This window comes from Curtobacterium sp. P97 (genome assembly GCF_023712445.1).
Lineage (GTDB): Bacteria > Actinomycetota > Actinomycetes > Actinomycetales > Microbacteriaceae > Curtobacterium.
Map to the genome: position 1 here is coordinate 99,528 of NZ_JAMAYF010000004.1, position 20,816 is coordinate 120,343.

General features: G+C 72.5%; 20 protein-coding genes. 12 read left to right on the forward strand and 8 right to left on the reverse strand.

What is annotated here, in order from left to right:
- Positions 1 to 3 precede the first annotated feature (3 nt).
- Positions 4 to 822 carry a polysaccharide deacetylase family protein gene (locus M3677_RS05445; RefSeq protein WP_251159979.1) on the forward strand — a complete coding sequence of 273 codons (819 nt, stop codon included), beginning with the start codon at positions 4 to 6 and terminating at the stop codon, positions 820 to 822.
- 123 nt (positions 823 to 945) lie between these two features.
- On the opposite strand, the gene M3677_RS05450 is transcribed toward M3677_RS05445, so the two are convergent.
- Both M3677_RS05450 and M3677_RS05455 read right to left on the reverse strand, forming a co-directional pair.
- On the reverse strand, positions 946 to 1,569 hold the full coding sequence (locus tag M3677_RS05450) for a DNA alkylation repair protein (RefSeq protein ID WP_251159980.1): 624 nt from the start codon (positions 1,567 to 1,569) through the stop codon (positions 946 to 948).
- A 31-nt stretch (positions 1,570 to 1,600) separates the two neighbouring features.
- The gene (locus M3677_RS05455) at positions 1,601 to 2,758 is read right to left on the reverse strand and encodes a peptidoglycan DD-metalloendopeptidase family protein (RefSeq protein ID WP_209684333.1); all 1,158 of its coding nucleotides are present in this window, start codon (positions 2,756 to 2,758) and stop codon (positions 1,601 to 1,603) included.
- A 354-nt stretch (positions 2,759 to 3,112) separates the two neighbouring features.
- On the opposite strand from M3677_RS05455, the gene M3677_RS05460 reads away from it, so the two are divergent.
- Genes M3677_RS05460 through M3677_RS05485 form a run of 6 tightly spaced genes read left to right on the forward strand, consistent with a single transcriptional unit; the run spans position 3,113 to position 10,865 of the window.
- The gene (locus M3677_RS05460) at positions 3,113 to 4,729 is read left to right on the forward strand and encodes an ABC transporter substrate-binding protein (RefSeq protein WP_251159981.1); all 1,617 of its coding nucleotides are present in this window, start codon (positions 3,113 to 3,115) and stop codon (positions 4,727 to 4,729) included.
- Positions 4,726 to 5,679 (forward strand): ABC transporter permease, encoded by a 954-nt coding sequence (locus M3677_RS05465; protein ID WP_066651635.1) that lies wholly within the window; start codon positions 4,726 to 4,728, stop codon positions 5,677 to 5,679. Before M3677_RS05460 ends, M3677_RS05465 begins: the two co-directional genes overlap by 4 nt.
- Positions 5,676 to 6,551: an ABC transporter permease gene (locus M3677_RS05470; RefSeq protein ID WP_066651633.1), complete on the forward strand. Its 876-nt coding sequence runs from the start codon at positions 5,676 to 5,678 to the stop codon at positions 6,549 to 6,551. The genes M3677_RS05465 and M3677_RS05470 overlap by 4 nt, the downstream gene beginning before the upstream one ends.
- A 10-nt stretch (positions 6,552 to 6,561) precedes the next feature.
- Positions 6,562 to 8,457: a gamma-glutamyltransferase family protein gene (locus M3677_RS05475; RefSeq protein WP_251159982.1), complete on the forward strand. Its 1,896-nt coding sequence runs from the start codon at positions 6,562 to 6,564 to the stop codon at positions 8,455 to 8,457.
- A 10-nt stretch (positions 8,458 to 8,467) separates the two neighbouring features.
- A complete protein-coding gene (locus tag M3677_RS05480) occupies positions 8,468 to 10,117 on the forward strand; it encodes an ABC transporter ATP-binding protein (protein WP_251159983.1) in 1,650 nt (549 codons plus the stop codon).
- A 46-nt stretch (positions 10,118 to 10,163) separates the two neighbouring features.
- Positions 10,164 to 10,865 carry a GntR family transcriptional regulator gene (locus tag M3677_RS05485; RefSeq protein ID WP_251154236.1) on the forward strand — a complete coding sequence of 234 codons (702 nt, stop codon included), beginning with the start codon at positions 10,164 to 10,166 and terminating at the stop codon, positions 10,863 to 10,865.
- 203 nt (positions 10,866 to 11,068) lie between these two features.
- Here the strand turns inward: M3677_RS05485 and M3677_RS05490 are convergent, their stop codons facing one another.
- Complete coding sequence (locus tag M3677_RS05490; RefSeq protein ID WP_251159984.1) at positions 11,069 to 12,112, reverse strand: NAD(P)-dependent alcohol dehydrogenase; 1,044 nt, start codon at positions 12,110 to 12,112, stop codon at positions 11,069 to 11,071.
- A gap of 155 nt (positions 12,113 to 12,267) precedes the next feature.
- On the opposite strand from M3677_RS05490, the gene M3677_RS05495 reads away from it, so the two are divergent.
- The 3 genes from M3677_RS05495 (at position 12,268) to M3677_RS05505 (ending at position 14,841) form a co-directional block, all read left to right on the forward strand.
- Entirely contained in the window at positions 12,268 to 12,708 is a 441-nt protein-coding gene (locus tag M3677_RS05495) for an OsmC family peroxiredoxin (protein ID WP_209684341.1), read from the forward strand.
- 83 nt (positions 12,709 to 12,791) lie between these two features.
- Positions 12,792 to 13,268, forward strand: coding sequence for a hypothetical protein (locus tag M3677_RS05500; RefSeq protein ID WP_209684343.1), 477 nt, complete (start codon positions 12,792 to 12,794; stop codon positions 13,266 to 13,268).
- Between the two features lie 64 nt (positions 13,269 to 13,332).
- On the forward strand, positions 13,333 to 14,841 hold the full coding sequence (locus tag M3677_RS05505; protein WP_209684345.1) for a threonine/serine exporter ThrE family protein: 1,509 nt from the start codon (positions 13,333 to 13,335) through the stop codon (positions 14,839 to 14,841).
- Positions 14,842 to 14,938: 97 nt separating this feature from the next.
- Here the strand turns inward: M3677_RS05505 and M3677_RS05510 are convergent, their stop codons facing one another.
- Entirely contained in the window at positions 14,939 to 15,133 is a 195-nt protein-coding gene (locus M3677_RS05510) for a DUF2795 domain-containing protein (protein ID WP_066651621.1), read from the reverse strand.
- Between the two features lie 82 nt (positions 15,134 to 15,215).
- Positions 15,216 to 15,893 carry a TetR/AcrR family transcriptional regulator gene (locus M3677_RS05515; RefSeq protein WP_066651619.1) on the reverse strand — a complete coding sequence of 226 codons (678 nt, stop codon included), beginning with the start codon at positions 15,891 to 15,893 and terminating at the stop codon, positions 15,216 to 15,218.
- A 152-nt stretch (positions 15,894 to 16,045) separates the two neighbouring features.
- Between M3677_RS05515 and M3677_RS05520 the strand changes: the two genes are divergently transcribed.
- Entirely contained in the window at positions 16,046 to 16,363 is a 318-nt protein-coding gene (locus tag M3677_RS05520; protein ID WP_251159985.1) for a hypothetical protein, read from the forward strand.
- Positions 16,364 to 16,503: 140 nt separating this feature from the next.
- Here M3677_RS05520 and M3677_RS05525 read toward each other — a convergent pair whose 3' ends face one another.
- Positions 16,504 to 17,430, reverse strand: coding sequence for an SDR family oxidoreductase (locus tag M3677_RS05525; RefSeq protein WP_251159986.1), 927 nt, complete (start codon positions 17,428 to 17,430; stop codon positions 16,504 to 16,506).
- Between the two features lie 158 nt (positions 17,431 to 17,588).
- Between M3677_RS05525 and M3677_RS05530 the strand changes: the two genes are divergently transcribed.
- On the forward strand, positions 17,589 to 18,416 hold the full coding sequence (locus M3677_RS05530) for a hypothetical protein (RefSeq protein ID WP_251159987.1): 828 nt from the start codon (positions 17,589 to 17,591) through the stop codon (positions 18,414 to 18,416).
- Positions 18,417 to 18,476: 60 nt separating this feature from the next.
- On the opposite strand, the gene M3677_RS05535 is transcribed toward M3677_RS05530, so the two are convergent.
- Both M3677_RS05535 and M3677_RS05540 read right to left on the reverse strand, forming a co-directional pair.
- Positions 18,477 to 19,262: an endonuclease/exonuclease/phosphatase family protein gene (locus tag M3677_RS05535; RefSeq protein ID WP_251159988.1), complete on the reverse strand. Its 786-nt coding sequence runs from the start codon at positions 19,260 to 19,262 to the stop codon at positions 18,477 to 18,479.
- 55 nt (positions 19,263 to 19,317) lie between these two features.
- Positions 19,318 to 20,811, reverse strand: coding sequence for an LCP family protein (locus M3677_RS05540; protein ID WP_066651609.1), 1,494 nt, complete (start codon positions 20,809 to 20,811; stop codon positions 19,318 to 19,320).
- Between the last annotated feature and the right edge of the window lie 5 nt (positions 20,812 to 20,816).

Genomic DNA, 20,816 nt, shown 5'->3' on the forward strand with positions numbered 1-20,816 from the left:
CCGATGGACCACAGCACCACCCGCCGGACGATCCTCGCCGGGGCGACCGGCACCCTGGCGGCCGCGGTCCTCGCTGCCTGTTCCGGTGGTGACCGGCCCGCGGCGCCGACGCTCTCCGCCCCCACGCGCTCGACGGCAACGCCGACACCCACGCCGACCCCGATCCCGACCCCGACCCCGACGAGGCCGGCACTGACGCGGGTCCCCCTGCCCGGCGGCACGGTCACGGGCCTGCCGGAGGGCACGCCGGGGATCGCGTGGACCGTGGACGACGGGGCATCACCCGAGGTCGTCGAGGCCTACGCCCGCTTCGCCGCCGAGACCGGGACGCGCCTGACGTTCTTCGTGAACGGGGACCGACCGTCGTGGACCGAGCACGCCGACCTGCTGCGGCCGCTCGTCGACTCCGGGCAGGTGCAGCTCGGCAACCACACGTGGAGCCACCCCGCGCTGACGAAGCTCGGCGACCAGGCGATCCAGGACGAACTGATGCGGAACCACGCGTTCCTCGAGCGGACGTTCGGGGTCGACGCCCGCCCGTACTTCCGACCGCCCTTCGGCTACCACGACGCCCGGGTGGACCGTGCCGCGGCGGCCGTCGGCTACTCGACCCCGCTGCTCTGGTACGGGACGCTCGCGGACTCGGGCGACATCACGGCGGAGCAGATCGTCGGCTTCGCGGAGCAGTGGTTCCAGCCGGCACACATCGTCATCGGACACGCGAACTTCCCCGGCACGATCGGGGCGCTCCCGAGGCTGCACGCCCTGCTCGAGGAGCGCGGTCTGGCGACCTGGACGCTGGACGACGTCTTCTCGCACTGACGCCCGGCGACCCGGCCGTCCGGCCGGGTTCCGCCGGTTCCGCAAGACGCAACGTCGGCGGCTGCTCGCAACGGTACAGCGCTGCGAGCAGTCGCCGTCGTTGCGTCTCGCGAGGGTGCGTCGTCAGCCGCGCAGGCGGTCCCGTTCGGCCGGCGGCAGGTGCTCGGTCGCGGTCGCCCGGGCCGCCGTCGACAGGAAGCGGCCGTTCCGCTCGAGGAAGGCCACGAGCGCCGACTCCGAGGCGCGCTTCCCCGTCTCGCGGAGGACCCACCCGAGCGCGGACTGCACGGTGTCGCTGCGCTCCCGGACCAGCCGACCGGCGATCGCGAGCGGCACCTCGGCGTCCCCCTGCTTGACGAAGGCGAGCGTCGCGACGACGGCGATCCGGCGGACCGTCGCCACGTCGGACTTCGCGAGCGCGAACAGCGGGCCGGTCGAGGTGCCGACGAGCGGGACACCGACGAGCTCCTCGGCCGCGACGTCCACCAGGACCGTGTCCTCGAACCGCTCGGCCTTCGCCGCGGCGAGGTACTCGTCGGTCAGCTCGGGGTCGGGGCGCGCGCGCATCGCCTGCACCAGCAGCAGCACGGCGACCAGCCGCGCTCCCGCGTCCTCGCTCCACAGCAGCGCCGAGCGCTCCCCGGCGTCGACGTCGGCGAACCGTCGGGCGACGCGCCGGGCACCCGCGACGTCGCCCGGGGTCCTGGCGAGGGCGGCGAGGACCGACTCGGCGTCGTGGCGCTGCATCCGCCCAGCCTAGGTCCGCGCAGAGCGGGGATCAGCGGAACGACAGCAACGACAGCGGGTCCTTCAGCGTGCCGTTCACGCGGGTCTCGACGTGCACGTGCGGGCCGGTCGACTGGCCGGTGTTGCCGGACTTCCCGATCTGCTTGCCGTTCCCGACCACCTGCCCCTTGGTGACCGAGATCTCGCTGAGGTGCGCCGTCAGGACGGTGGTCAGCCCGTAGGTGACCACGACGTAGTTGCCGTAGCTGGCGTTGTCCCGCACGACCGTCGTCACCGTTCCCGGGCCGGACGAGTACACGGGGGTCCCCACCTTCACCGGTGCGTCGGTGCCCTGGTGGTAGCGCGGGACGTGCCCGGCCCCGCGGTCGTCGCCGTACCGTCCGGAGATGGTCGTGCCGGTCACGGGCCAGAGCAGCCCGGTCACCGGTCGTGACGACCAGGTGCGGGTGCCGGAGCTGCCGTAGAGCACGACGTTCTGGTCCACCTGCACGAGCAGCTGACCGGCGCCGCGGCCGAACGTCCCGGACGACCACAGTGCGCGGCCGCCGTCGGGGCTGTAGACCACGAGGTTGCCGTCCGTCTGCACCGCTGCGGTCGCCCCGGGGTTGCCGAAGGTCTGCGACGACCAGACGGGCTTGCTGCTGACGTACTGGACGAGGTTGCCGTCCGCCTGCATGGTGAAGGTCGTGGTCGAGCCCGCGCCCGCGCGCAGGACCGTCCCCGGCAGGAGGACGTTGCCCGAGACGACCCGCGACTGTGCGACCTTGGTGCGCCAGAGCGGACCGTTCGTCGGCGTCCGCATCCGCAGCTCGCCGTCCAGCCGGACACCGAAGTCCTTCGCCGTCCCGGCGGTGCCCCACCGGGCGACGAGCCGACCGCTCCGGACGAGTGCGAGGTACCCGTCCTTCTGCACGACGGCGGCGGCTCCGGGCTGGTTCGCCGTGTTCGACGCCCAGAGCACGACGTTCCCGATGCCGTACTCGACGAGGTTGCCGTCGCCCTGCATGACGAGCCGGAACTGCCCGTTCGTGGACGTGACGGTGTCGCCCGGCTGCAGCGTGGTGCCGGCCTTGACCGTCCCCTTGTAGGTGGTCGCGGCCTGCGCCGGCGACGCGGTGGCGACGAGTCCCGCGGCCGCGATGACGACGGCGGTGACGGCCGCAGCGAACTTCGCCCGTGCCCTGATCATGTGGTGGAACCCCTGCTCGTGGTGCCGCGGGCGTCGGACGCCGGCGCGGTGCGTGTCTCGGAACGGCGGGCCCCTGAAACCCACCGAGGGTCGATGTTCGCAGGAGGCCCTCGGTCGGGACAGCCCCCGGACCGGGGGCATGACACCGGGCGGGAATCGTGCAGACGAGCGCCGGCGGTCGGCGGAACTGTTACACACCGGAAACACACTGTGTACAAACGAGCGCTGTCAGTCGTGATTGTATGCAATCACCGCACTCCTGAGCGTGACCCCACAAGGGTCACCACGCACGCCAGCAGCTCCAGGAACACGATGTCCCAGACTCCCGCTCGACGCCGCCGGACACTCCTCGCCGTGCCCGCAGTCGCCCTGGCCGCCTCGCTCGCGCTCACCGCGTGCGTGCCGGTCCAACGCTCGAAGGCCGGTGGCGCCACCGCCGGTACCGTCACGACCGTCGCGATCGGCGACCAGCAGGTCCGCGAAGGCGGTGACCTCGTCATGGCGCTCTCCGCCGAACCGGACCGGCTCGACCCGACCACCTCGTCGTCGCTGTACACCCGGTACGTCATGGAGACGATGTGCCAGAAGCTCTTCGACATCGACGCCGAGGGTGCGATCATCCCGATGCTCGCGACCGAGCTGCCGACGGTGTCGGACGGCGGGAAGACCGTCACGTTCCCGGTGCACACCGGCTACCGCTTCGCCGACGGCACCCCGTTCGACGCGGACGCCGTCGTGACGACGCTCGAGCGGAACCTGACGAAGGACGACTCGAGCCGGAAGAGCGAGATGGGTCCGGTCTCGAGCATCGACGCGGTGGACGACCACACCGTCCGCATCCGCTACTCGACCCCGTTCGCCCCGATCACCGCGGCGCTCGCCGACCGTGCGGGCATGGTCATGTCGCCGACGGCACTGGAGCAGGAGGGCGACGGGTTCGGGGACGCCCCGGTCTGCATCGGCCCCTACAAGTTCGTCGAGCGCGTGCCGCAGACCTCGATCACCGTCGAGCGCGACCCGATGTACCACGACCCGGCGAGCGCCCACTTCGACCGGATCACCTACCGGATCATCACCGACGCCAGCATCCGCGCACAGAACCTGAAGTCCGGGGACGTCCAGGTCGCCGACACGATCTCCACGCAGGACGTCGACGACCTGATGGAGCGGAAGGACCTGGAGGTCCTCCGCACCGGCTCCCTCGGCTACCAGGGCATCACGATCAACCTCGCCAACCAGGACGGCGTCGGCACCGACCCGGAGCCGCTCGACACCCCGCTCGCCACCGAGCGGAAGGTCCGGCAGGCCCTGTCCATGTCGATCAACCGCGGCGAGCTCGTGCAGAGCGTGTTCCGCGGGTGGGCGGACGTCGCGTGCTCCCCGATCCCGGACACGAGCGCCTTCGCGACCGACGCGAGCAAGGCGTGCCCCGAGTACGACCCCGACCGCGCGAAGGAGCTCCTCGAGGAAGCGGGGGTCGAGCAACCGTTCCCGATCGAGATGGAGGTGACGAACACCCCCGACACCGTCCGGTTCGCCCAGGCGCTCCAGGCCCAGGCCCGCGCCGGCGGCTTCGCGATCACGATCACCCCGGTCGAGTACACGACGCTGCTCGACGACCAGACCCGCGGCGACTTCCAGGCGCTGCAGCTGGGCTGGTCGGGCCGTGTCGACCCGCACGGCAACATCGGCTCGTTCCTCGGCACCGGCGGCGGCAACAACTACCCGGGCTACAGCGACCCCGAGGTCGACGACCTCATCGCCCGGGCGGCGCAGGCCACCGACCAGCAGGAACGCGCCGACCTGTACGGCCAGCTGGTCACGAAGGTGCAGCAGGACGACCCGATCATCTACCTCTACCGGACCCGCAGCATCACCGGCGTCAGCTCCGACGTCGCCGGGGTGTCCACCTACGCCGACGGCGTGGTCCGGCTCAGCCAGGCGGCGTTCGTGGAAGGCAGCGACAAGTGACCCGGTACGTCCTGACACGGCTCTGGCAGGCGGCGCTCACGCTCGTCCTCGCCTCGATCGTGGTCTTCTTCGGGGTCCGGCAGCTGCCGGGCGACCCGGCCCTGGCCCTGGCCGGCGAGGAGGCGAGCCCCGAGCGGCTCGCCGCCGTCCGCGCCGACCTCGGCCTCGACGACTCCCTGCTCGTGCAGTACTGGCGCTTCGTCGTCAACGCACTGCAGGGCGACCTCGGACAGTCCACCCGCACCGGCACCCCGGTCACGGACCTGCTCGGCTCGACGCTCCCCGTCACGCTGTGGCTCGCGCTCTACGCGATCGTGGTCGCGGTCGTCGTGGGGGTCGCCCTCGGCACCCTCGCCGAGCGCTACCGCGGCCGGTGGCCCGAGTGGATGGCGAACGCCGCCGCGCTCGTCGGCCTGAGCGTGCCGAACTTCTGGCTCGGCATCCTCGCGATCGTCTGGCTCGCGGCGGGCCTCGGCTGGTTCCCCGCCTCGGGCTACGTCCCGGTGACGCGGGACCCGCTCGGCGCGCTGCACCACCTGACGCTCCCGGCGCTCATCCTCGGCACGTCGCTCGCGGCCGTCATCATGCGCCAGACCCGCGCGTCGATGATCGAGACGATGAAGACCGACTTCGTCCGGACCGCCCGCGCCAAGGGGCTCAGCCGCCCGCGGGTGCTCTTCCGCTACGGCCTGCGCAACTCGATGATCGTCGTCGTCACGATCGTCGGCCTGCAGCTCGGTGGCCTCATCTCGGGCGCGGTCGTCACGGAGCGCATCTTCGCCCTGCCCGGGTTCGGCAAGCTCACGCTCGACGCCGTGTTCACCCGCGACTACCCGGTCATCCAGGCCGTCGTGCTCGTGATCACCCTGGGCTACGTCCTCATCAACTTCGCCGTGGACGTCCTGTACTCCGTCATCAACCCGAAGATCCGCGTCGGAGGCACCGCATGACCACCATCACCGCTCCCTTCGACCTGGGCTCGAGCCGCGGTCGCATCTGGAAGCAGGTCCGGACGAACCGGCTCGGCATGACGGGCGGCATCATGCTCGCCGTCGTCGTGCTCGCCGGGATCACCGCACCGCTCGTCGCACCGCACGACCCGACCGCGACGCACTTCGACCTGCCGTTCCAGGTGCCCTTCACCGTCGGCTTCGGGTTCGGCACCGACGACCTCGGCCGAGACATCCTGTCCCGCACGCTGTACGGGATCCAGGTCTCGCTCGTCGTCGGCGTGCTGTCGGTGCTGCTCGCCGTCGTGGTCGGCACCCCACTCGGCCTGCTCGCCGGGTACTGGCGCTGGCTCGACGCGATCATCTCCCGCCTGACCGACGTCGCGCTCGCGTTCCCGTTCCTCATCATCGCGGTCGGGCTCGCGGCGATCAGCGGGCCGAGCCTGTCGAACGCCGTGATCGCGATCGGCATCTCGCACGTGCCGGCGATGATCCGGATCGTGCGCGGTGAGACCCTGCGGATCACGAGCGCCGACTTCGTCACGAGCGCGAGGACGCTGGACGCCGGCGGCGCGCGCATCATCGCGCAGCACGTCCTGCCGAACTGCGTCTCGGCGATCATCGTGCAGGCCACCGTGATCATGCCGGTCGCAGTGATCGGCGAGGCGCTGCTGTCCTTCCTCGGGCTCGGCATCCAGCCGCCCACGCCGAGCCTCGGCATCATGCTCTCGGACGCGCAGCAGTACCTCGGCCAGGCGCCGTGGGCCGCCGTCGTGCCGGGGGTCGCGATCGCCGTCATCTGCCTCGGCTTCAACCTGTTCGGGGACGCCCTGCGCGACGCCCTCGACCCCACCGCCTCGGACCGGAAGTAGCACCAGCACCATGAGCACCAACCCCGCCTTCACCACCCCGCCGACGGAGACCACCCGTCCGGACCTGCAGGGCACCTTCGGGATGGCCGCGTCGACGCACTGGATCGCGACCGCGACGGCGCAGTCGGTCCTCGAGCGCGGCGGCAACGCCTTCGACGCCGCCGTCGCCGGCGCCTTCGTCCTGCACGTCGTCGAACCGCACCTGAACGGACCCGGTGGCGACGTGACCGCGATCTTCGCGACGGCGTCCGACAGGGCACCGACCGTCCTCGTGGGCCAGGGACCGGCCCCGGCCGGCGCGACGCCGGAGCACTTCCGGTCCGAGGGCCTGGACCTGGTCCCGGGGGCGGGCGCGCTGGCGGCCGCCGTCCCCGGTGCCGTCGACGCGTGGCTGCTGCTCCTCGCCGAGCACGGCACGTGGGAGCTCGCCGACGTCCTCGCCCCCGCGATCGGGTACGCCCGTGACGGCCACCCGGTCGCGCCCCGCGTGGTCGCAACCATCGCGACCGTGCAGGACCTGTTCCGCGACCACTGGCCGTCCTCCGCCGAGCGGTGGCTGCCGGGAGGCTCGGTGCCGGCCGCCGGGTCGATGGTGCGCAACGAGACCTGGGCCTCGGTCCTGGAACGGCTCGTGCAGGCAGGGTCCGGCACCGTGGAGGGCGAGGGCGCGCGCGTCGCGCGCATCGAGGCCGCCCGCACCGAGTGGGCCGAGGGCTTCGTCGCGCAGGCAGTCGACGCCTTCGTCCGCGCCCCGCACCGCCACGCGTCCGGCACCGACCACGCCGGGGTGGTCCGCGCGAGCGACCTCGCGGCGTTCCGCGCGTCGACCGAGCCCGCGACGACCGCGGAGTTCCGGGGCCACACGATCGCGAAGACCGGGCCGTGGGGCCAGGGTCCGGCGCTCCTGCAGACCCTCCGCCTGCTCGACCCACTGGACGACGAGCGGCTCGACCCGTCGACCGTCCTCGGCGCGCACACGATCGCCGAGGCGCAGAAGCTCGCCCTCGCCGACCGCGAGGCGTACTACGGCGACGGCGACGTCCCGATGGCCGAGCTGCTCTCCGACGCGTACTCCGACGCGCGTCGCGCCCTGATCGGTGACCGTGCGTCGCACGAGCTGCGACCGGGGTCGGTCTCGGTGCCCGCGGGTGCGATGCCCCCGCTGCGTGAGACGTACACCCCGCGCGGCGAGTCGATCGCCGGTGTCGGCGAGCCCACCGTCCCCGGCGCCCGCGGTGACGCGGTGGCCGCACCGGCAGAGGACGCCCCCGTGCACGAGGACCGCGGTGAGCCGATCGTGATGGAGACGGGCGAGACCCGCGGCGACACGTGCCACATCGACGTCGTCGACCGCTGGGGCAACATCGTCAGCGCGACGCCCTCCGGCGGGTGGCTGCAGTCGTCGCCGACGATCCCGGAACTCGGGTTCTGCCTCGGCACCCGCATGCAGATGACCTGGCTCGAGGAGGGCACCGCGTCCACGCTCACCCCGGGCGCCCGACCCCGCACGACGCTCACCCCGACGCTCGTGCTCCGGGACGGCGAGCCGGTGGTCGCGATGGGCAGCCCGGGCGGCGACCAGCAGGACCAGTGGCAGCTGCTCTTCCTGCTCCGCACGATCGTCGGCGGGTGGTCCCCGCAGCAGGCGATCGACGCACCCGCACTGCACACGACGTCGTTCCCGGGGTCGTTCTGGCCCCGCACCTGGACCCCGGGCGGCCTCGTCGTCGAGGACCGCCTCGGTGACGACGTCATCGCCGGGCTCGAGGAGCTCGGACACGTCGTCACCCGCGCCGGCGACTGGTCGCTCGGCCGTCTGTCGTGCGTGACGCGCGACCCCGACACCGGCGTCATGGGCGCCGCCGCCAACCCGCGAGGAGCACAGGGCTATGCCGCAGGACGCTGAGGACCGGACCATGCACGACGGCGACACGACCACCGGGGCCGCACCGCGCCTCCAGACCGACCAGACCGACACCCTGCTGTCCGTCCGCGACCTGCGGGTCGCCTTCGGTGACCGCGAGGTCCTGCACGGCGTCGACCTCGACGTCCGCCGCGGCGAGCGCGTCGCGATCGTCGGCCAGTCCGGCTCGGGCAAGTCGACGCTCATCGCGGCCCTGCTCCGGCTCCTGCCGGGGGCCGGGCGCATCACCGGTGGTGGGATCCGCCTCGGCGACGACGACATCGCCCACGCCGACGAGGCGCTCATGCGACGCGTGCGTGGCGCACGGATCGGGCTCGTGCCGCAGGACCCGTCGACGAACCTCAACCCGTCGATGCGGGTCGGCGCGCAGATCGCCGACGCACTGCGGGCCGGTGGGCTGCGGGGACGCGCGGCGATCCGGCAGCGGGTGGTGGCGCTGATGACCGAGGCCGGGATCCCCGAGGCCTCCCGACGGGCGGACCAGTTCCCGCACGAGTTCTCCGGCGGGATGCGGCAGCGCATCCTCATCGCCGTCGCACTCGCCCGCCAGCCCGAGCTGCTCATCGCCGACGAGCCGACCAGCGCGCTCGACGTGACCGTGCAGCGGCAGATCCTCGACCACCTGCAGACCCTCGTCGACCAGCACGGCACGACGCTGCTGTTCGTGACGCACGACCTCGGGGTCGCGGCGGACCGGACCGACCGCGTCGTCGTGATGCTCGACGGCGAGATCGTCGAGCAGGGTGCGCCCGAGGCGATCCTCCGCGACCCGCAGCACGAGTACACGAAGCGGCTCATCGCGGCGGCGCCCGCGCTGTCCGGGGTCGCGCCGGAGCCCGTGGCCGCGGGCGAGCCGATCCTCGTCGTGTCCGACCTGGTGAAGGAGTACCGGCTCCGCGGTCGTGGTGCCGGAACGCTGAAGGCTGCCGACGGGGTGTCGTTCGCGGTGCGTCGCGGCACGACCACCGCGGTCGTCGGTGAGTCCGGCTCGGGCAAGACGACGGTCGCGCGGATCGTGCTCGGACTCGAGACGCCGACGTCGGGCACCGCCCTGGTCGACGGGAAGTCCATCGGGACCGCCCGTGGCGCCGAGCGGCGGGAGATCCGACGCCGGGTGCAACCGGTGTTCCAGGACCCGTACGGGTCGCTCGACCCGACCTCGACGATCGAGCGGATCATCGACGAGCCCCTGCGCGTCTTCGGCATCGGTGACCGGGCGTCGCGCACCGAGCGGGTCGCGACGCTCCTCGACCAGGTGGCGCTCCCCCGCGAGGTCGCGCAGCTCCGGCCGAACGAGCTGTCCGGCGGGCAGCGGCAGCGCGTCGCGATCGCCCGGGCGCTGGCGCTCGAACCCGAGCTGATCATCCTCGACGAGGCGGTCTCGGCGCTCGACGTCCTGGTGCAGGAGCAGATCCTGGCGCTGCTCGAGGAGCTCCAGGACCGGCTCGGGCTGAGCTACCTCTTCATCACGCACGACCTCGGGGTGGTCCGGCGGATCGCCGACGACGTCGTGGTGATGCGCCGGGGCGAGGTCGTCGAGCGGGGCAGCGTCGCAGCGGTGTTCGACGACCCGCAGGAGCAGTACACGAAGGACCTGCTCGACGCCATCCCGGGGAGAGCCCTCGCCGAGGCGGCTGCGTGACGGCGTCCCGGGTGAGCGACCGGCACGGTGTGGCACGATCGGCACCGTGCTGAACGGGACGAGCGTCATCGACGCCATCCGCCACGACATCGTGACCGGCGCCCTGCAACCGGGCACCCGGGTGACCGAGGCGTTCCTCGCGGAGCGGCACGGGGTCTCCCGGGTGCCGGTCCGCGAGGCACTCCGCGGGCTCGAGGGCGAGGGCTTCGTGGTGTCGCGCCCGAACGTGGGCTCGCGCATCGCCGACATCCCGTTCGACGAGGCCGACGACCTGTTCGCGGTCCGCGAGTCGCTCGAGACCGCCACCGCCCGCCGCGCCGCGACCCGGGCGCGCACGCTCTTCGACGCGGAGGCCCCGCCGGAGGACTGGTGGCGCGTGCGCCGCGAACTCGGGGCCGTCCTCGACGAGGGTGACGCGGCCGTCGAGCGGGGCGAGCTCGACCTGCTCGTCGACCTCAACGAGCGCTTCCACCTGCTGGTCGCCGAGCTCTCGGGCAGCACGACGCTCGCGACCCTGCTCCGGCAGCTCTCGCGGAAGATCGAGTGGCTCTACGCGCTCGACACCTCGTCGCGCGGCAAGCGGCTGTGGCCCGACCACCGGCGCATCCTGGCCGCGATCGACGCGGGGGACGTCGAGCAGGCCGCCGAGCGGATGGCCTGGCACGTCCGCGAGAGCCGCATCGGGTACGCGGCGCGCTCCTCCCCGGAGCAGGCCGACGCCCTGCGGACCGCGGGCCCCGCGGTCTGACCGCCCGCGCCGGCCCGGCCCGGCCCGGCCCGCACGGGCCGCACGGGCCGCGCGGCCGAGGCTCGCGCATGCGGACACGTTCGCGGCCCAGTGGCCGCGGAACCGTCCGCCCAGCCGAGCCTCGGGCAGCCGCGGCCGCCGCCGCGGCGGCCGCAGCCGCCGCCGCGGCCGCCGCGGCGGCCGCGGCCGCGCCGCGGCCGCCGCTACAGCGTCGGGACGACCACCGCGCGGCCGGACAGCTCGCCGGCCTCGAGCTTGCGGTAGGCCTCGAGCGCGTCGGACAACGCGAACCGCTCGACGTCGGGCTCGATCTGCCCCGCTCGGTACATCGCGACGACCTCGTGCAGGTCCTCGATCGTGCCCCAGTAGGTGTTCGTGATCGTCGACTCGTACGGCGTCGTGAAGAAGTTCCACTCGACGGTCCCGCCGGCGATCCCGACGACGGTCAGCCGTCCGCCGATCGCCATCGAGGCCTTCGCGGTCGCGATCGTCGGCGTCGCACCGACGAAGTCGAACGCCGCATCGACGCCCTTGCCGCCGGTGAGCTCGCGGATCGCGGTGGCCTGGTCCGGCCCGGCGGGAACGGTGACCGCACCGCGGGCCGCGGCACGGTCCATCGCGTCCTGCTTCGTGTCGGTCGCGATGACCGTGGCGCCGGTGAGTGCCGTGAGGATCTGCACGGCGATCTGCCCGAGACCGCCGAGCCCCACCACGAGCGCGTACCTGCCGCCGCCCGCCAGGTTCGGCATCGCTGCCTTGATCGCGTGGTACGGCGTGAGTGCGGCGTCGCTGAGCGGTGCCGCCGCGATCGGGTCGGCGTCACCGAGCGAGACGAGGTTGCGCGCCGGGACGGTCACGTACTCCGCCATGCCGCCGTCCCGACCGAGACCGATGGCCGCGTACGGGTTCGTGGCGGCGTTCTCGCAGTAGGTGTCCTGGCCCTTCGAACAGGACGCGCAGTGCCCGCAGCCGACCGGCCCGTAGACGAGGTAGGCGTCGCCCTCGGTGAAGCCGCTCACCCCGTCACCGACGGCCTCGACCCAACCGGAGGTCTCGTGCCCGAGGACGAACCCGGGGGCCTGCGCGCCCGGCTGCCCCTCCTGGAACTCGCGGTAGACGGCGACGTCGGAGTGGCACGCCCCGGCACCGGCGACCTCGAGGAGCACCTCCCCGGGTCCCGGGACGGGCTTCTCGACCTCGGTCAGGACGGGGAACGTCCGGAACTGTTCGAACACGACGGCGTGCACGGGTTCTCCTTCGATCTCCGTCAAAACTACACCTGTCGCGCATCTCGGTCGCCGGACATCCTGCGTCTTCCCCGAGAGCCGGTTGCGAGAACGGTCGTTCTCCGATTGACTGGCGTCGGCCCTGAACGGGGCCTCCCCCAACGAAAGGAGCGGCTATGCCCACGCGCACCGCACGCACCGCCTGGCAGGGCGGCCTCAACGACGGTTCCGGCCAGGTCGAGCTGTCGAGCTCGAAGGTCGGCACCTACGACGTCTCCTTCCCGAAGCGCGCCGCGGACGAGGCCGGTGGCACCACCAGCCCCGAGGAGCTCATCGCCGCGGCCCACTCGGCCTGCTACGCGATGCAGTTCTCCGCGATCCTCGGCGAGGCCGGCGGCACCGTCGAGGCCCTCGACGTCAAGGCCGACGTCTCGCTCGGCCCGGACAGCGCCGGCGGCTTCAAGCTCACCGGCATCACCCTCACCGTCAACGGTGAGGTCTCCGGCATCGACGAGGCCGCCTTCCTGAAGGCGGCCGACGAGGCCAAGGCGACCTGCCCGGTCTCCAAGGCGCTCACGGGCGTCGAGATCGAGCTCAAGGCGACCTTCGAGCAGTAGTCGTCACCGACGGACGGACGGACGGGAGGCGCGGTGCCAGCTGGCACCGCGCCTCCCGTCCGTCCATCGGTACGGTGGGGCGCATGCGCCGCCTCTTCCGCACCCGCACGCACGTCGTCACGTGGGTGGGCGCACTCGTCGCCCTCGTCGGCGTGGTGTTCCTGGCGGTGCGGCGACTCGACTCGTCCGGCTGGATCGCGGGTGCATCGGGCGGTGACTTCGCGTTCGTCAGCGGGGACCGACCCGGGCAGCTCGTCGTGGGGGCGGTCCTCGCCCTGCTCGGTGGGATCGTCGCGGCCGCCTGCGCCGCTCGCCTCGCCCGCACCTGGACGCTCCGGGGGCTGCTGGTCGGGATCATCCTGCTCGTCGCCGGCGTGGTCCTCCTCCTCGCAGCACCGAACCCGTCGTTCGGGTGGTTCGCCTACGCGCCCCTCGCCGGCGAGACGATGCTGCCGATCCGGACCACCCGACTGCAGCTGACCGGGCAGGTCGTCGTGCTGGTCGGTGCGGTCCTCACCGCCTTCGCAGCCGGACGACTCAGCACGCAGGCCCGTCACTGACCCGTCATCGGCAACGTCCAGCGGACGTCCGGACTCGGGCGCGAGCGGCTGGCACCATGGTCTGATGGCCGAGCAGTTCCTCCCCGGCGTCCCGCGGCCCGGGCGCCCACCCCGGCCGCGCGTCCGCAACCTCGCACAGCACGACATCCGCGACGCCCGTGCCCGCCTGCGCGGCACGATCTACGAGGACGTCACCCCGGACACCCGCCCGCGCGAGCAGTACTCGCCGGTGCAGATCGTCGACTTCTGCCTCGACCTGGCCGAGGTCATGCTCGCCTCCGGTGCGGACACCCGCAGTGTCGAGACCGCCGTCGTCGCGGTGTCCACGAAGTGGAACCTCGCGCCCCTCGACCTCGACTTCTCCGGCAGCTCGGTCACGCTCCAGTACGCCCCGGCCGACCACCCGCCGCTCGTCAAGGTCCGCACGGTGCAGTCCGACGGCTCCGACCTCGACCGGCTCGCGCGCGCGAACCAGATCGTCGACGACCTGGTGCACGGCGAGCGCGACATGACGAGCGCGGTGAGCGCCCTGGTCGCCGTCCTGCGGCTGCCCACCCGGTGGCCGACCTGGCTCGCCGACGTGGGCCTCTCGGTGCTCGGCACCTCGATCGCGATGCAGGCCGGTGGTGGCTGGCGCGCCGGTGTCGGCGCGTTCGTGCTCATGTTCGGGATCATCCTGTCCGGCCGCTGGCTGACCGGCCGGGGCTTCCCGCAGTTCTTCGTCTCCGGTGCGCAGGCAGCCGTCGCCTCGGCCATCGGCACCCTGGCGATCTGGGCCGAGGTCCTGACCGCGACGGGTGCGGCCACGATGGTCGCCGCACTCGTCGTCCTGCTGCTGCCCCACGTGTCGCTCGTCACCTGGGCCCAGGACGCGATCTCCGGCTTCCGGGCCATGGCCGTCGCCCGGGCGTTCTACATCGTGCTCGTGATCGCCGCGATCGTCGTGGGGGTCCCGGCCGGCATCGCGGTCCTGCAGTGGCTCAGCATCGAGGTCGACCCGTCCGGCATCGTGCTGCAACCGCTGCCGCTCTGGGCCTCGTTGTCGCTGACGGTCGTGTCCGCGGCGGCGAACTGCTTCGTGCAGCAGGCCAGTGCCCGGGTCATCCCCGTCGCGGTGGTGTTCTCGGTCACCGCCGGCGCGTTCCTCTGGGAGCTCCGGCACCTCGGCATGCCGCTGCTGGGAGCGACGTTCATCGCGTCGGTGCTGCTCGGCGTGCTGTCGACCATCGCAGCAGCCCGGATGCGCACGGCCGTGGCGGCGATCGCGGTGCCGGCGTTCTGCGGTGCGCTGCTGCCCGGTGTCGCGGTGTCCGATGCCCTGCTGCACTTCATGTCGGGGGCGTCCGGCGCCGCGCTCGACTTCGTGGCGGCCGTCTCGGTGGCACTCGGCATCGGCGCGGGGCTCGTGCTCGGCGGTCTCGTGGCGACCCCCGGCGCGCGACGGGCCCTGCGGCGGGCGCGTCGGGTGACGGTGCACTCGGTCCACAACGACACGACGGCGATCCCCGTCCTGCGGGACACCGGGTACGACCCGGGCAACGGCTCCGTGCCGCGGGGCCACCGCCCGCGCTGAGGGACCACCCGACACGAGACCCGGGCTGGGCGACCGCTCTCGTGCCCGGGAGCACGAGGAACGTCGCCCAGCCCGGGTCTCGGGTGGTGCGAGCGCCTCAGCCCTTGTCGGAGACGGCCTTCGTCACCGCGGTGGGGGCGTCGTAGTCGCCGTCCGGGATCCCCTTCAGGGCGTCCAGGACGTCACCGGGGGCGTCCTCCTTCTCGGCGGTCGCGACGATGTCCTCCTTCGAGGCGGGGTAGTCGATGCCGCTGAGGTACTTCTGGACCTGGATCGGGTTCGGTGCTGCCATGTCGGTTCCTTCCGTCGGAGCCTCCACGACTACGCCCGTGCGGCTCCGGATCGACCCGGGTGACGCGCCTCGCGGCCAGGGGTCAGATCTCCCAGCTCCCGCTGTCGCTCCACGTCGAGAAGCGCTGCGCGGCCTGCGGCTCGTACCGCTCCATCCATCCGCGCTCGAGTCGGGCGACCGCACGGTCGAACGCCGGCACCAGGTCGAGCTCCGCGCGGAGCATCGCCTGCAGCTGGAGCCCTTCGTACAGCGCGATGAGCTGCTCGGCACCGCGACGGGGGTCCATCGTGTGCGGCGCGCGGCCGACGGCGATGTCGTGCTCCAGTCCGCGCCTGACCTGCGAGAAGAAGAGCTGGTAGCGCGACCGCAGGTACGTGGCCATGGGGTGCGCAGGGTTGCCGGCGACGGAGAGCAGTGCGACGAGCAGCCGCATGAGCGCGGGGTCCTCGGCGTTCGAGGCGACGATCGCACGCAGCAGGTCGACCGTGGGGCCGTCCCCGACCTCGTGTGCCACCGCCTCCAGTCGCGCGCCGTTCCAGCGGTCGACGGCGGCGAGCACGAGGCCGTCCCAGGACGGGAAGTGCTGGCGGAGCTCCTCCGTCGTGATGCCCATCCGCTCGGCGACCATGCCGACGTGGGCCTCGTGGAAGGGCACGTCGCGGAGGACGTCGACCGTGGCGCCGACGATCGTGATGCGCAGGTGCAGGGTGGCGGCCGCGGCGGCTGCCGCCTGCGTGTCGGCGCTGGTGTGTTCGAGCATCGTGCCCTCCGTCGTGCGGCGGACGTCCTGTCCGCACCTCCATCCAAGCGCAGTGGCGGGGGACACAGCATCCCCGGTACGGGTGTCAGCATGTCGGGGGACAGGCGACGACCCCGGAGCACGCACGCGGGCTGCCGTGCGACCATGCCGGGATGACCCCCGAAGACCCCGTCGCACAGGGCCTGGCCACCATGGCCTCCGCAGGCTACGAGTTCGGCGGCGACGACGAGCAGGTCGCGCACGACGTGCGGACCATGTGGGAGCAGCTCGGCTCCCCGGAGGGCGCCTTCGGCGCTGCAGCACGCGCGATCGCCCGGCTGCCGCAACGCCCCGAGGTCCCGATCGCCGACCAGGCCCGCCGCCGCGCGTTCGAGCGCGCGATCGGGATCAACCCGGTCGAGGTCGAACTGACCGCGGCGATGTCCGCACGGGAGCTGCTGGAGCGGATGGCGCGCTCCGTCGCCTGCTGAGACGACGGACGGGCGCGCCCCGCTGAACGGCAACGCGAAGCGTTGCGGGGCGCCCCGACCGAGCCTGTGAGGGAGGCGCGGTGCCAGCCGGCACCGCGCCTCCCGTCCGTCTACGGTGTGCGCGCGTCAGGCGACCCGTCTCACGGGGTCGGCATGCCGCCGTCGACGTGGAGCGTCTCGCCGACCACGTAGGACGACTCGCCGCTCGCCAGGAACACGAACGCCGGCGCGAGCTCGGCGGGCTGGCCCCAGCGGCCCAGGTAGGTCTGCTCACCGGCGGACGGAAGCGCCTCGGGCGGCTGGCCACCGGCCGGCTGCAGCGGGGTCCAGATCGGGCCTGGAGCGACGGCGTTGACCCGGATGCCCTTCGGCGCGAGCTGTGCCGCGAGCCCCTTGGCCATGTTGTTCACGGTCGCCTTCGTGGCTGCGTAGTGCACGAGGTGCGGTGACGGCGCGTACGCCTGGATCGACGTCGTGTTGATGATCGTCGAACCGGGCTGCATGTGCGGCACGGCCGCCTTCGTGATGCGGAAGGTCGCGTAGGCGTTCGTCTTGAAGGTCTCGTCGAACTCCTCGTCCGAGATCTTCGTGATGTCGTCGACGTTCTGCTGCTTGCCGGCGTTGTTCACGAGGATGTCGAGCCCGCCGAGGCCGTCGACGGTCTTCTGGACGAGCTCCTCGCAGAACGCCAGGTCCTTGATGTCACCGGGGATCGCGACGGCCTTGCGGCCCGCGTCCTCGATGAGGCCGACGATGCGGTCGGCGTCCTCCTGCTCCTCGGGCAGGTACACGATGGCGACGTCGGCACCCTCGCGGGCGTAGGCGATGGCGACGGCGGCGCCGATGCCCGAGTCGCCGCCCGTGACGAGCGCCTTGCGGCCCTGCAGGCGGCCCGAGCCGCGGTAGGTGTCCTCACCGTGGTCGGCGGGCACGTTCTGCGCCATCTCCTCGTCGGTGCCGGCACCCTGCAGGTACTGCTCGTCCGGCTTCTTGTCGGCGTACATCTTCGTGGGGTCCTGCATCGCGTACTGGTCGAGACCCGCCTGGTCGTTCTGCTGCTCCGTCATGGCCTGGACGGTACGCACCGGGGTACCGCTGTCCGTCCAGCCGGGTGTCCCCCGCGACGCGTCCGTGACACATCCCCAAGATCACGAACACGTGACGACCGGGCTGCGATTCGGTAACACCTGTCGTCCTGTCCGGCTCCGGGCCGTACGGTCGACTGGTGACTTCCCGCACTCTGCTCGCGCTCGGCGCTGCCGTGCTCGCCTTCGCGGCCGGCACGGTCGGGTCCGATGCCCTCGCGACGGGGGGCGTGGCACCGGCCGCGGCAGCGGAGGACCGCAGCGACGTCGCGGACCCGGTCCAGCCACTGATCCGGGTCACCGACCGCGAACTGCGCCGGGTCGACACGGTCGAGCTCGACGCCGAGTCCCTGGTCCTCCGGCACGCCGACGACACCGTCGCGGACGTCCCCATGCGCGACGCGAGGTCGACCGTCTCGCTGCTCAACCGGCTGCTCGGGACCCCGTCGCGCACGCAGACCGCGGTCGGCGACGGCGGCGCGTGCTTCCCGGCGGGGACGACCTACACCTGGGGCGGCGCGGTCCGCGTCGCGGCGCTCCGCACACCGTCTGCCGTCGGCAACGCGGTCGAGATCCGTGTCCTCAAGGACTCGGTACGGGGCCGGACCGGCGACCGGGTCGAGCTGACCGGTCCTGACGGGCTCCAGGTCGGCGACGACGTCGCGGACGAGATCGCGACGGCTCCACGCTCCGACAAGGTGTCGTTCGGGTCCGGCGACTCCCGGGCGTGGCAGCTGCTGCTCGAGGCCGGTTGGGCTCCCGACGAGCGTTCGACCGGTGACGACGCGACCGGCGACGACCCGACCGGGGACGACCCCCGCGCGGAGCACGACGACGCGACCGACGGTCCGACCCACGACACGGGCGAGGACGCGCGGGGCACGAACGGCGTCTCGGCGCTGACGAACGACACCGAGGTGACGGTCATCGGCTCCCCGATGCCGGTGCACGCGCGCCGGTCCTGCTGACGCGTCCCGCACTGCACGACGGCCGCGCGGTCACGGCCCGCGCGGCTCAGGTCACGCGGCTCAGGCCACGCGCAGGGACGCCACCACCGGGAAGTGATCACTCGCGGCCCACGTCTCCGGGCCGTCGTGGTCCATCACGACGCGCTCGGCGGTGACGTCGCCGCGGGTCAGCACCCAGTCGATCCGCTCGCCGGAGTCGACCGGTTCCTGCCACCCGTTGAAGGACGCGGTGCGGTCACCGGGGTCACCGGCGTCGGACCAGGCGTCCCGGTACCCGGCATCGGTGAAGACCCGGGACGCCGGACCCGCGCCCCATGGTTCGTTGCAGTCACCGGCGAAGACGACGGGGCCGTCGACCGGGGCGAGCCGCTCGACGACGAGGGCGGCGCTGCGCCGACGGACCTCGTCCCCGTGGTCGTTCTCCTCGTGGTCGAAGTGCGCGGTGAGGAGCGTGAAGGCGGCCCCCTCGGCGTCGAGGAAGCGCGCGTGGTTGGCGACCCGTGGGTACAGGCTCCCCCAGGTGTTCGACACCGGCTCGTCCGGGGTGTCGGAGAACCAGAAGGTCCCGACGTCGACGGGGCGCAGGCGGTCGCGGCGGAAGAACACCGCGGCGTGCTCCCCCGCGGAGCCCCCCTCGCGGCCCTGCCCGACGGCGTCGTGGTCGGGCAACCCCTGTCGGAGGGCGTCCATCTGGTGGTCGAACGCCTCCTGCACGCAGAGGACGTCGGGGTCGTGCCGTCGGATGACCTCGAGCACCAGCGGCAGGCGCGCTGGCCAGTCGTGCCGCGGATCCGGGTTCTTCACGTTGTAGGTCATCAGGGTGATCGGACGCGCGACGTGGCTCACCGGTCGACCCTACCGACACGCTCCCACGGGCGACCCCAGGGTGGTGCAGGGTGCGTCAGTTGATGCAGACGCCTTCCTCGCCGTAGGTCTTCACGTCGGTGGAGCTCGGCGTCGGCTCGGACTCCGCCGGCTTCGACGCCTCGGCCTCGGGCGCCTCGTCCGCCGGGGTGGAGGAGGCGTCGCCGGGGGCGGCCGGGGCGGTGACGGTGATGCCGTCGGACCCGAGGACGAGCGTGACGCCCGACACCGTCGTCGACCGCACGGCGACCGCACCGGGCACCACCGCGGCGACGGCCTTGGCCTGCGCCTCCTGCCCGGCGGGGTACTGCACCTGGGTCTTCTGCGTCGTGTCCGAGGACCCCGGCGTCCCGACCTGGAAGCCGCGGGCCGTCAGGTTCGCGGTCGCCGTCGCGGCGGCGCCGGTCGTCCCGCTGCCGTTCAGCACGGTGACCGTCGTCGCGGCGGGCTCGGCGGCCGTGGCCTTCGTGTACTCCTCCGGCTCGCCGACGAGTCCCTGCACGAACGCGGGCAACCCGACGGTGTCGACCTCGACGATGGACAGCGGCCGGCCACCCACCGTGATGGTCGGGGTGCCGAGCGTCGGGATCGTGGCGGACTGGATGTTGCCCGGGCGCAGGTTCCGCATCTGGCTCGCCAGCGACACCAGGTCGGTGTCCGTCTGGATGGAGCTCCCGACGGCGCTGAGGATGTTGTTCATCTTGATGGGGTTGAGCAGGGTGCCCGCGGAGAGCACCTTGCGGGCCTCCTGCGACAGGAAGTACTGCTGGCGCACGTTCCGGTCGAGGTCACCGTTCGGCAGCCCGTGCCGCTGGCGGACGAACGACAGCGCCTGCTTGGCGTCGAGCTCTGAGGTGCCGGCCGGCAGGTCGACACCCGAGTACGGGTCGTTCACCGCGTTGTTCAGGCACACCTCGACCGGCCCGAGCTCCTTGACCACCTGGTAGAAGCCGAGCAACGACACCCGGACGTAGTGGTCGATCGTCAGGCCGCTGAGGTCCTGGATCGTCTGGATGAGCAGCTTCGCACCACCGGTGTCGCCGCCGCCGTTGAGCGTGCCGTAGTAGAACGCGCTGTTGAGCTTGCCCTTGCCGACGCCGGGGATCGGGACGTACGAGTCGCGCGGGAACGAGATCATCGTCGCCTGGGACCCGTCGGCGTTGATGTGCAGCACGATCATCGTGTCGGTGTTCGTCGCACCGCCGTCGTCCTCGGTGCTCAGCTCGGCCATCTGCTCGGGCGTCGCGTTGTCCGGACGGTGGTCGTCACCGACGAGCAGGATGTTCTGCGCCTGACCGTCCACGTCGTCGTCGTCGTCCGACCGCGGACTGATCGCGTCGATCTTCGTGACGCCGCTGTTGAGGCTCGTGAAGGCGAACGCGGCGTAGCCGCCGGTCAGCACGAGGCCCATCGCCAGGACGCCGGCGACCGCGGGGAGGACCACGCCGCTCCCACGCTTCTGGCGCCCGTGGCGCGGCGGCACGTGGCCGCGGCGGGCACGGCGCGTCGTCTGCTCGGGTTCGATGCTCACCCGGA

Bases quoted from the DNA above. Each gene is read 5' to 3' on its own strand.
- M3677_RS05495 (WP_209684341.1), top strand. From the start codon at position 12,268: ATGCCCACGCGCACCGCACGCACCGCCTGGCAGGGCGGCCTCAACGAC.
- M3677_RS05480 (WP_251159983.1), top strand. From the start codon at position 8,468: ATGCACGACGGCGACACGACCACCGGGGCCGCACCGCGCCTCCAGACC.
- M3677_RS05500 (WP_209684343.1), top strand. From the start codon at position 12,792: ATGCGCCGCCTCTTCCGCACCCGCACGCACGTCGTCACGTGGGTGGGC.
- M3677_RS05510 (WP_066651621.1), bottom strand. From the start codon at position 15,133: ATGGCAGCACCGAACCCGATCCAGGTCCAGAAGTACCTCAGCGGCATC.
- M3677_RS05475 (WP_251159982.1), top strand. From the start codon at position 6,562: ATGAGCACCAACCCCGCCTTCACCACCCCGCCGACGGAGACCACCCGT.
- M3677_RS05520 (WP_251159985.1), top strand. From the start codon at position 16,046: ATGACCCCCGAAGACCCCGTCGCACAGGGCCTGGCCACCATGGCCTCC.
- M3677_RS05515 (WP_066651619.1), bottom strand. From the start codon at position 15,893: ATGCTCGAACACACCAGCGCCGACACGCAGGCGGCAGCCGCCGCGGCC.
- M3677_RS05525 (WP_251159986.1), bottom strand. From the start codon at position 17,430: ATGACGGAGCAGCAGAACGACCAGGCGGGTCTCGACCAGTACGCGATG.
- M3677_RS05455 (WP_209684333.1), bottom strand. From the start codon at position 2,758: ATGATCAGGGCACGGGCGAAGTTCGCTGCGGCCGTCACCGCCGTCGTC.
- M3677_RS05450 (WP_251159980.1), bottom strand. From the start codon at position 1,569: ATGCAGCGCCACGACGCCGAGTCGGTCCTCGCCGCCCTCGCCAGGACC.
- M3677_RS05470 (WP_066651633.1), top strand. From the start codon at position 5,676: ATGACCACCATCACCGCTCCCTTCGACCTGGGCTCGAGCCGCGGTCGC.
- M3677_RS05445 (WP_251159979.1), top strand. From the start codon at position 4: ATGGACCACAGCACCACCCGCCGGACGATCCTCGCCGGGGCGACCGGC.
- M3677_RS05505 (WP_209684345.1), top strand. From the start codon at position 13,333: ATGGCCGAGCAGTTCCTCCCCGGCGTCCCGCGGCCCGGGCGCCCACCC.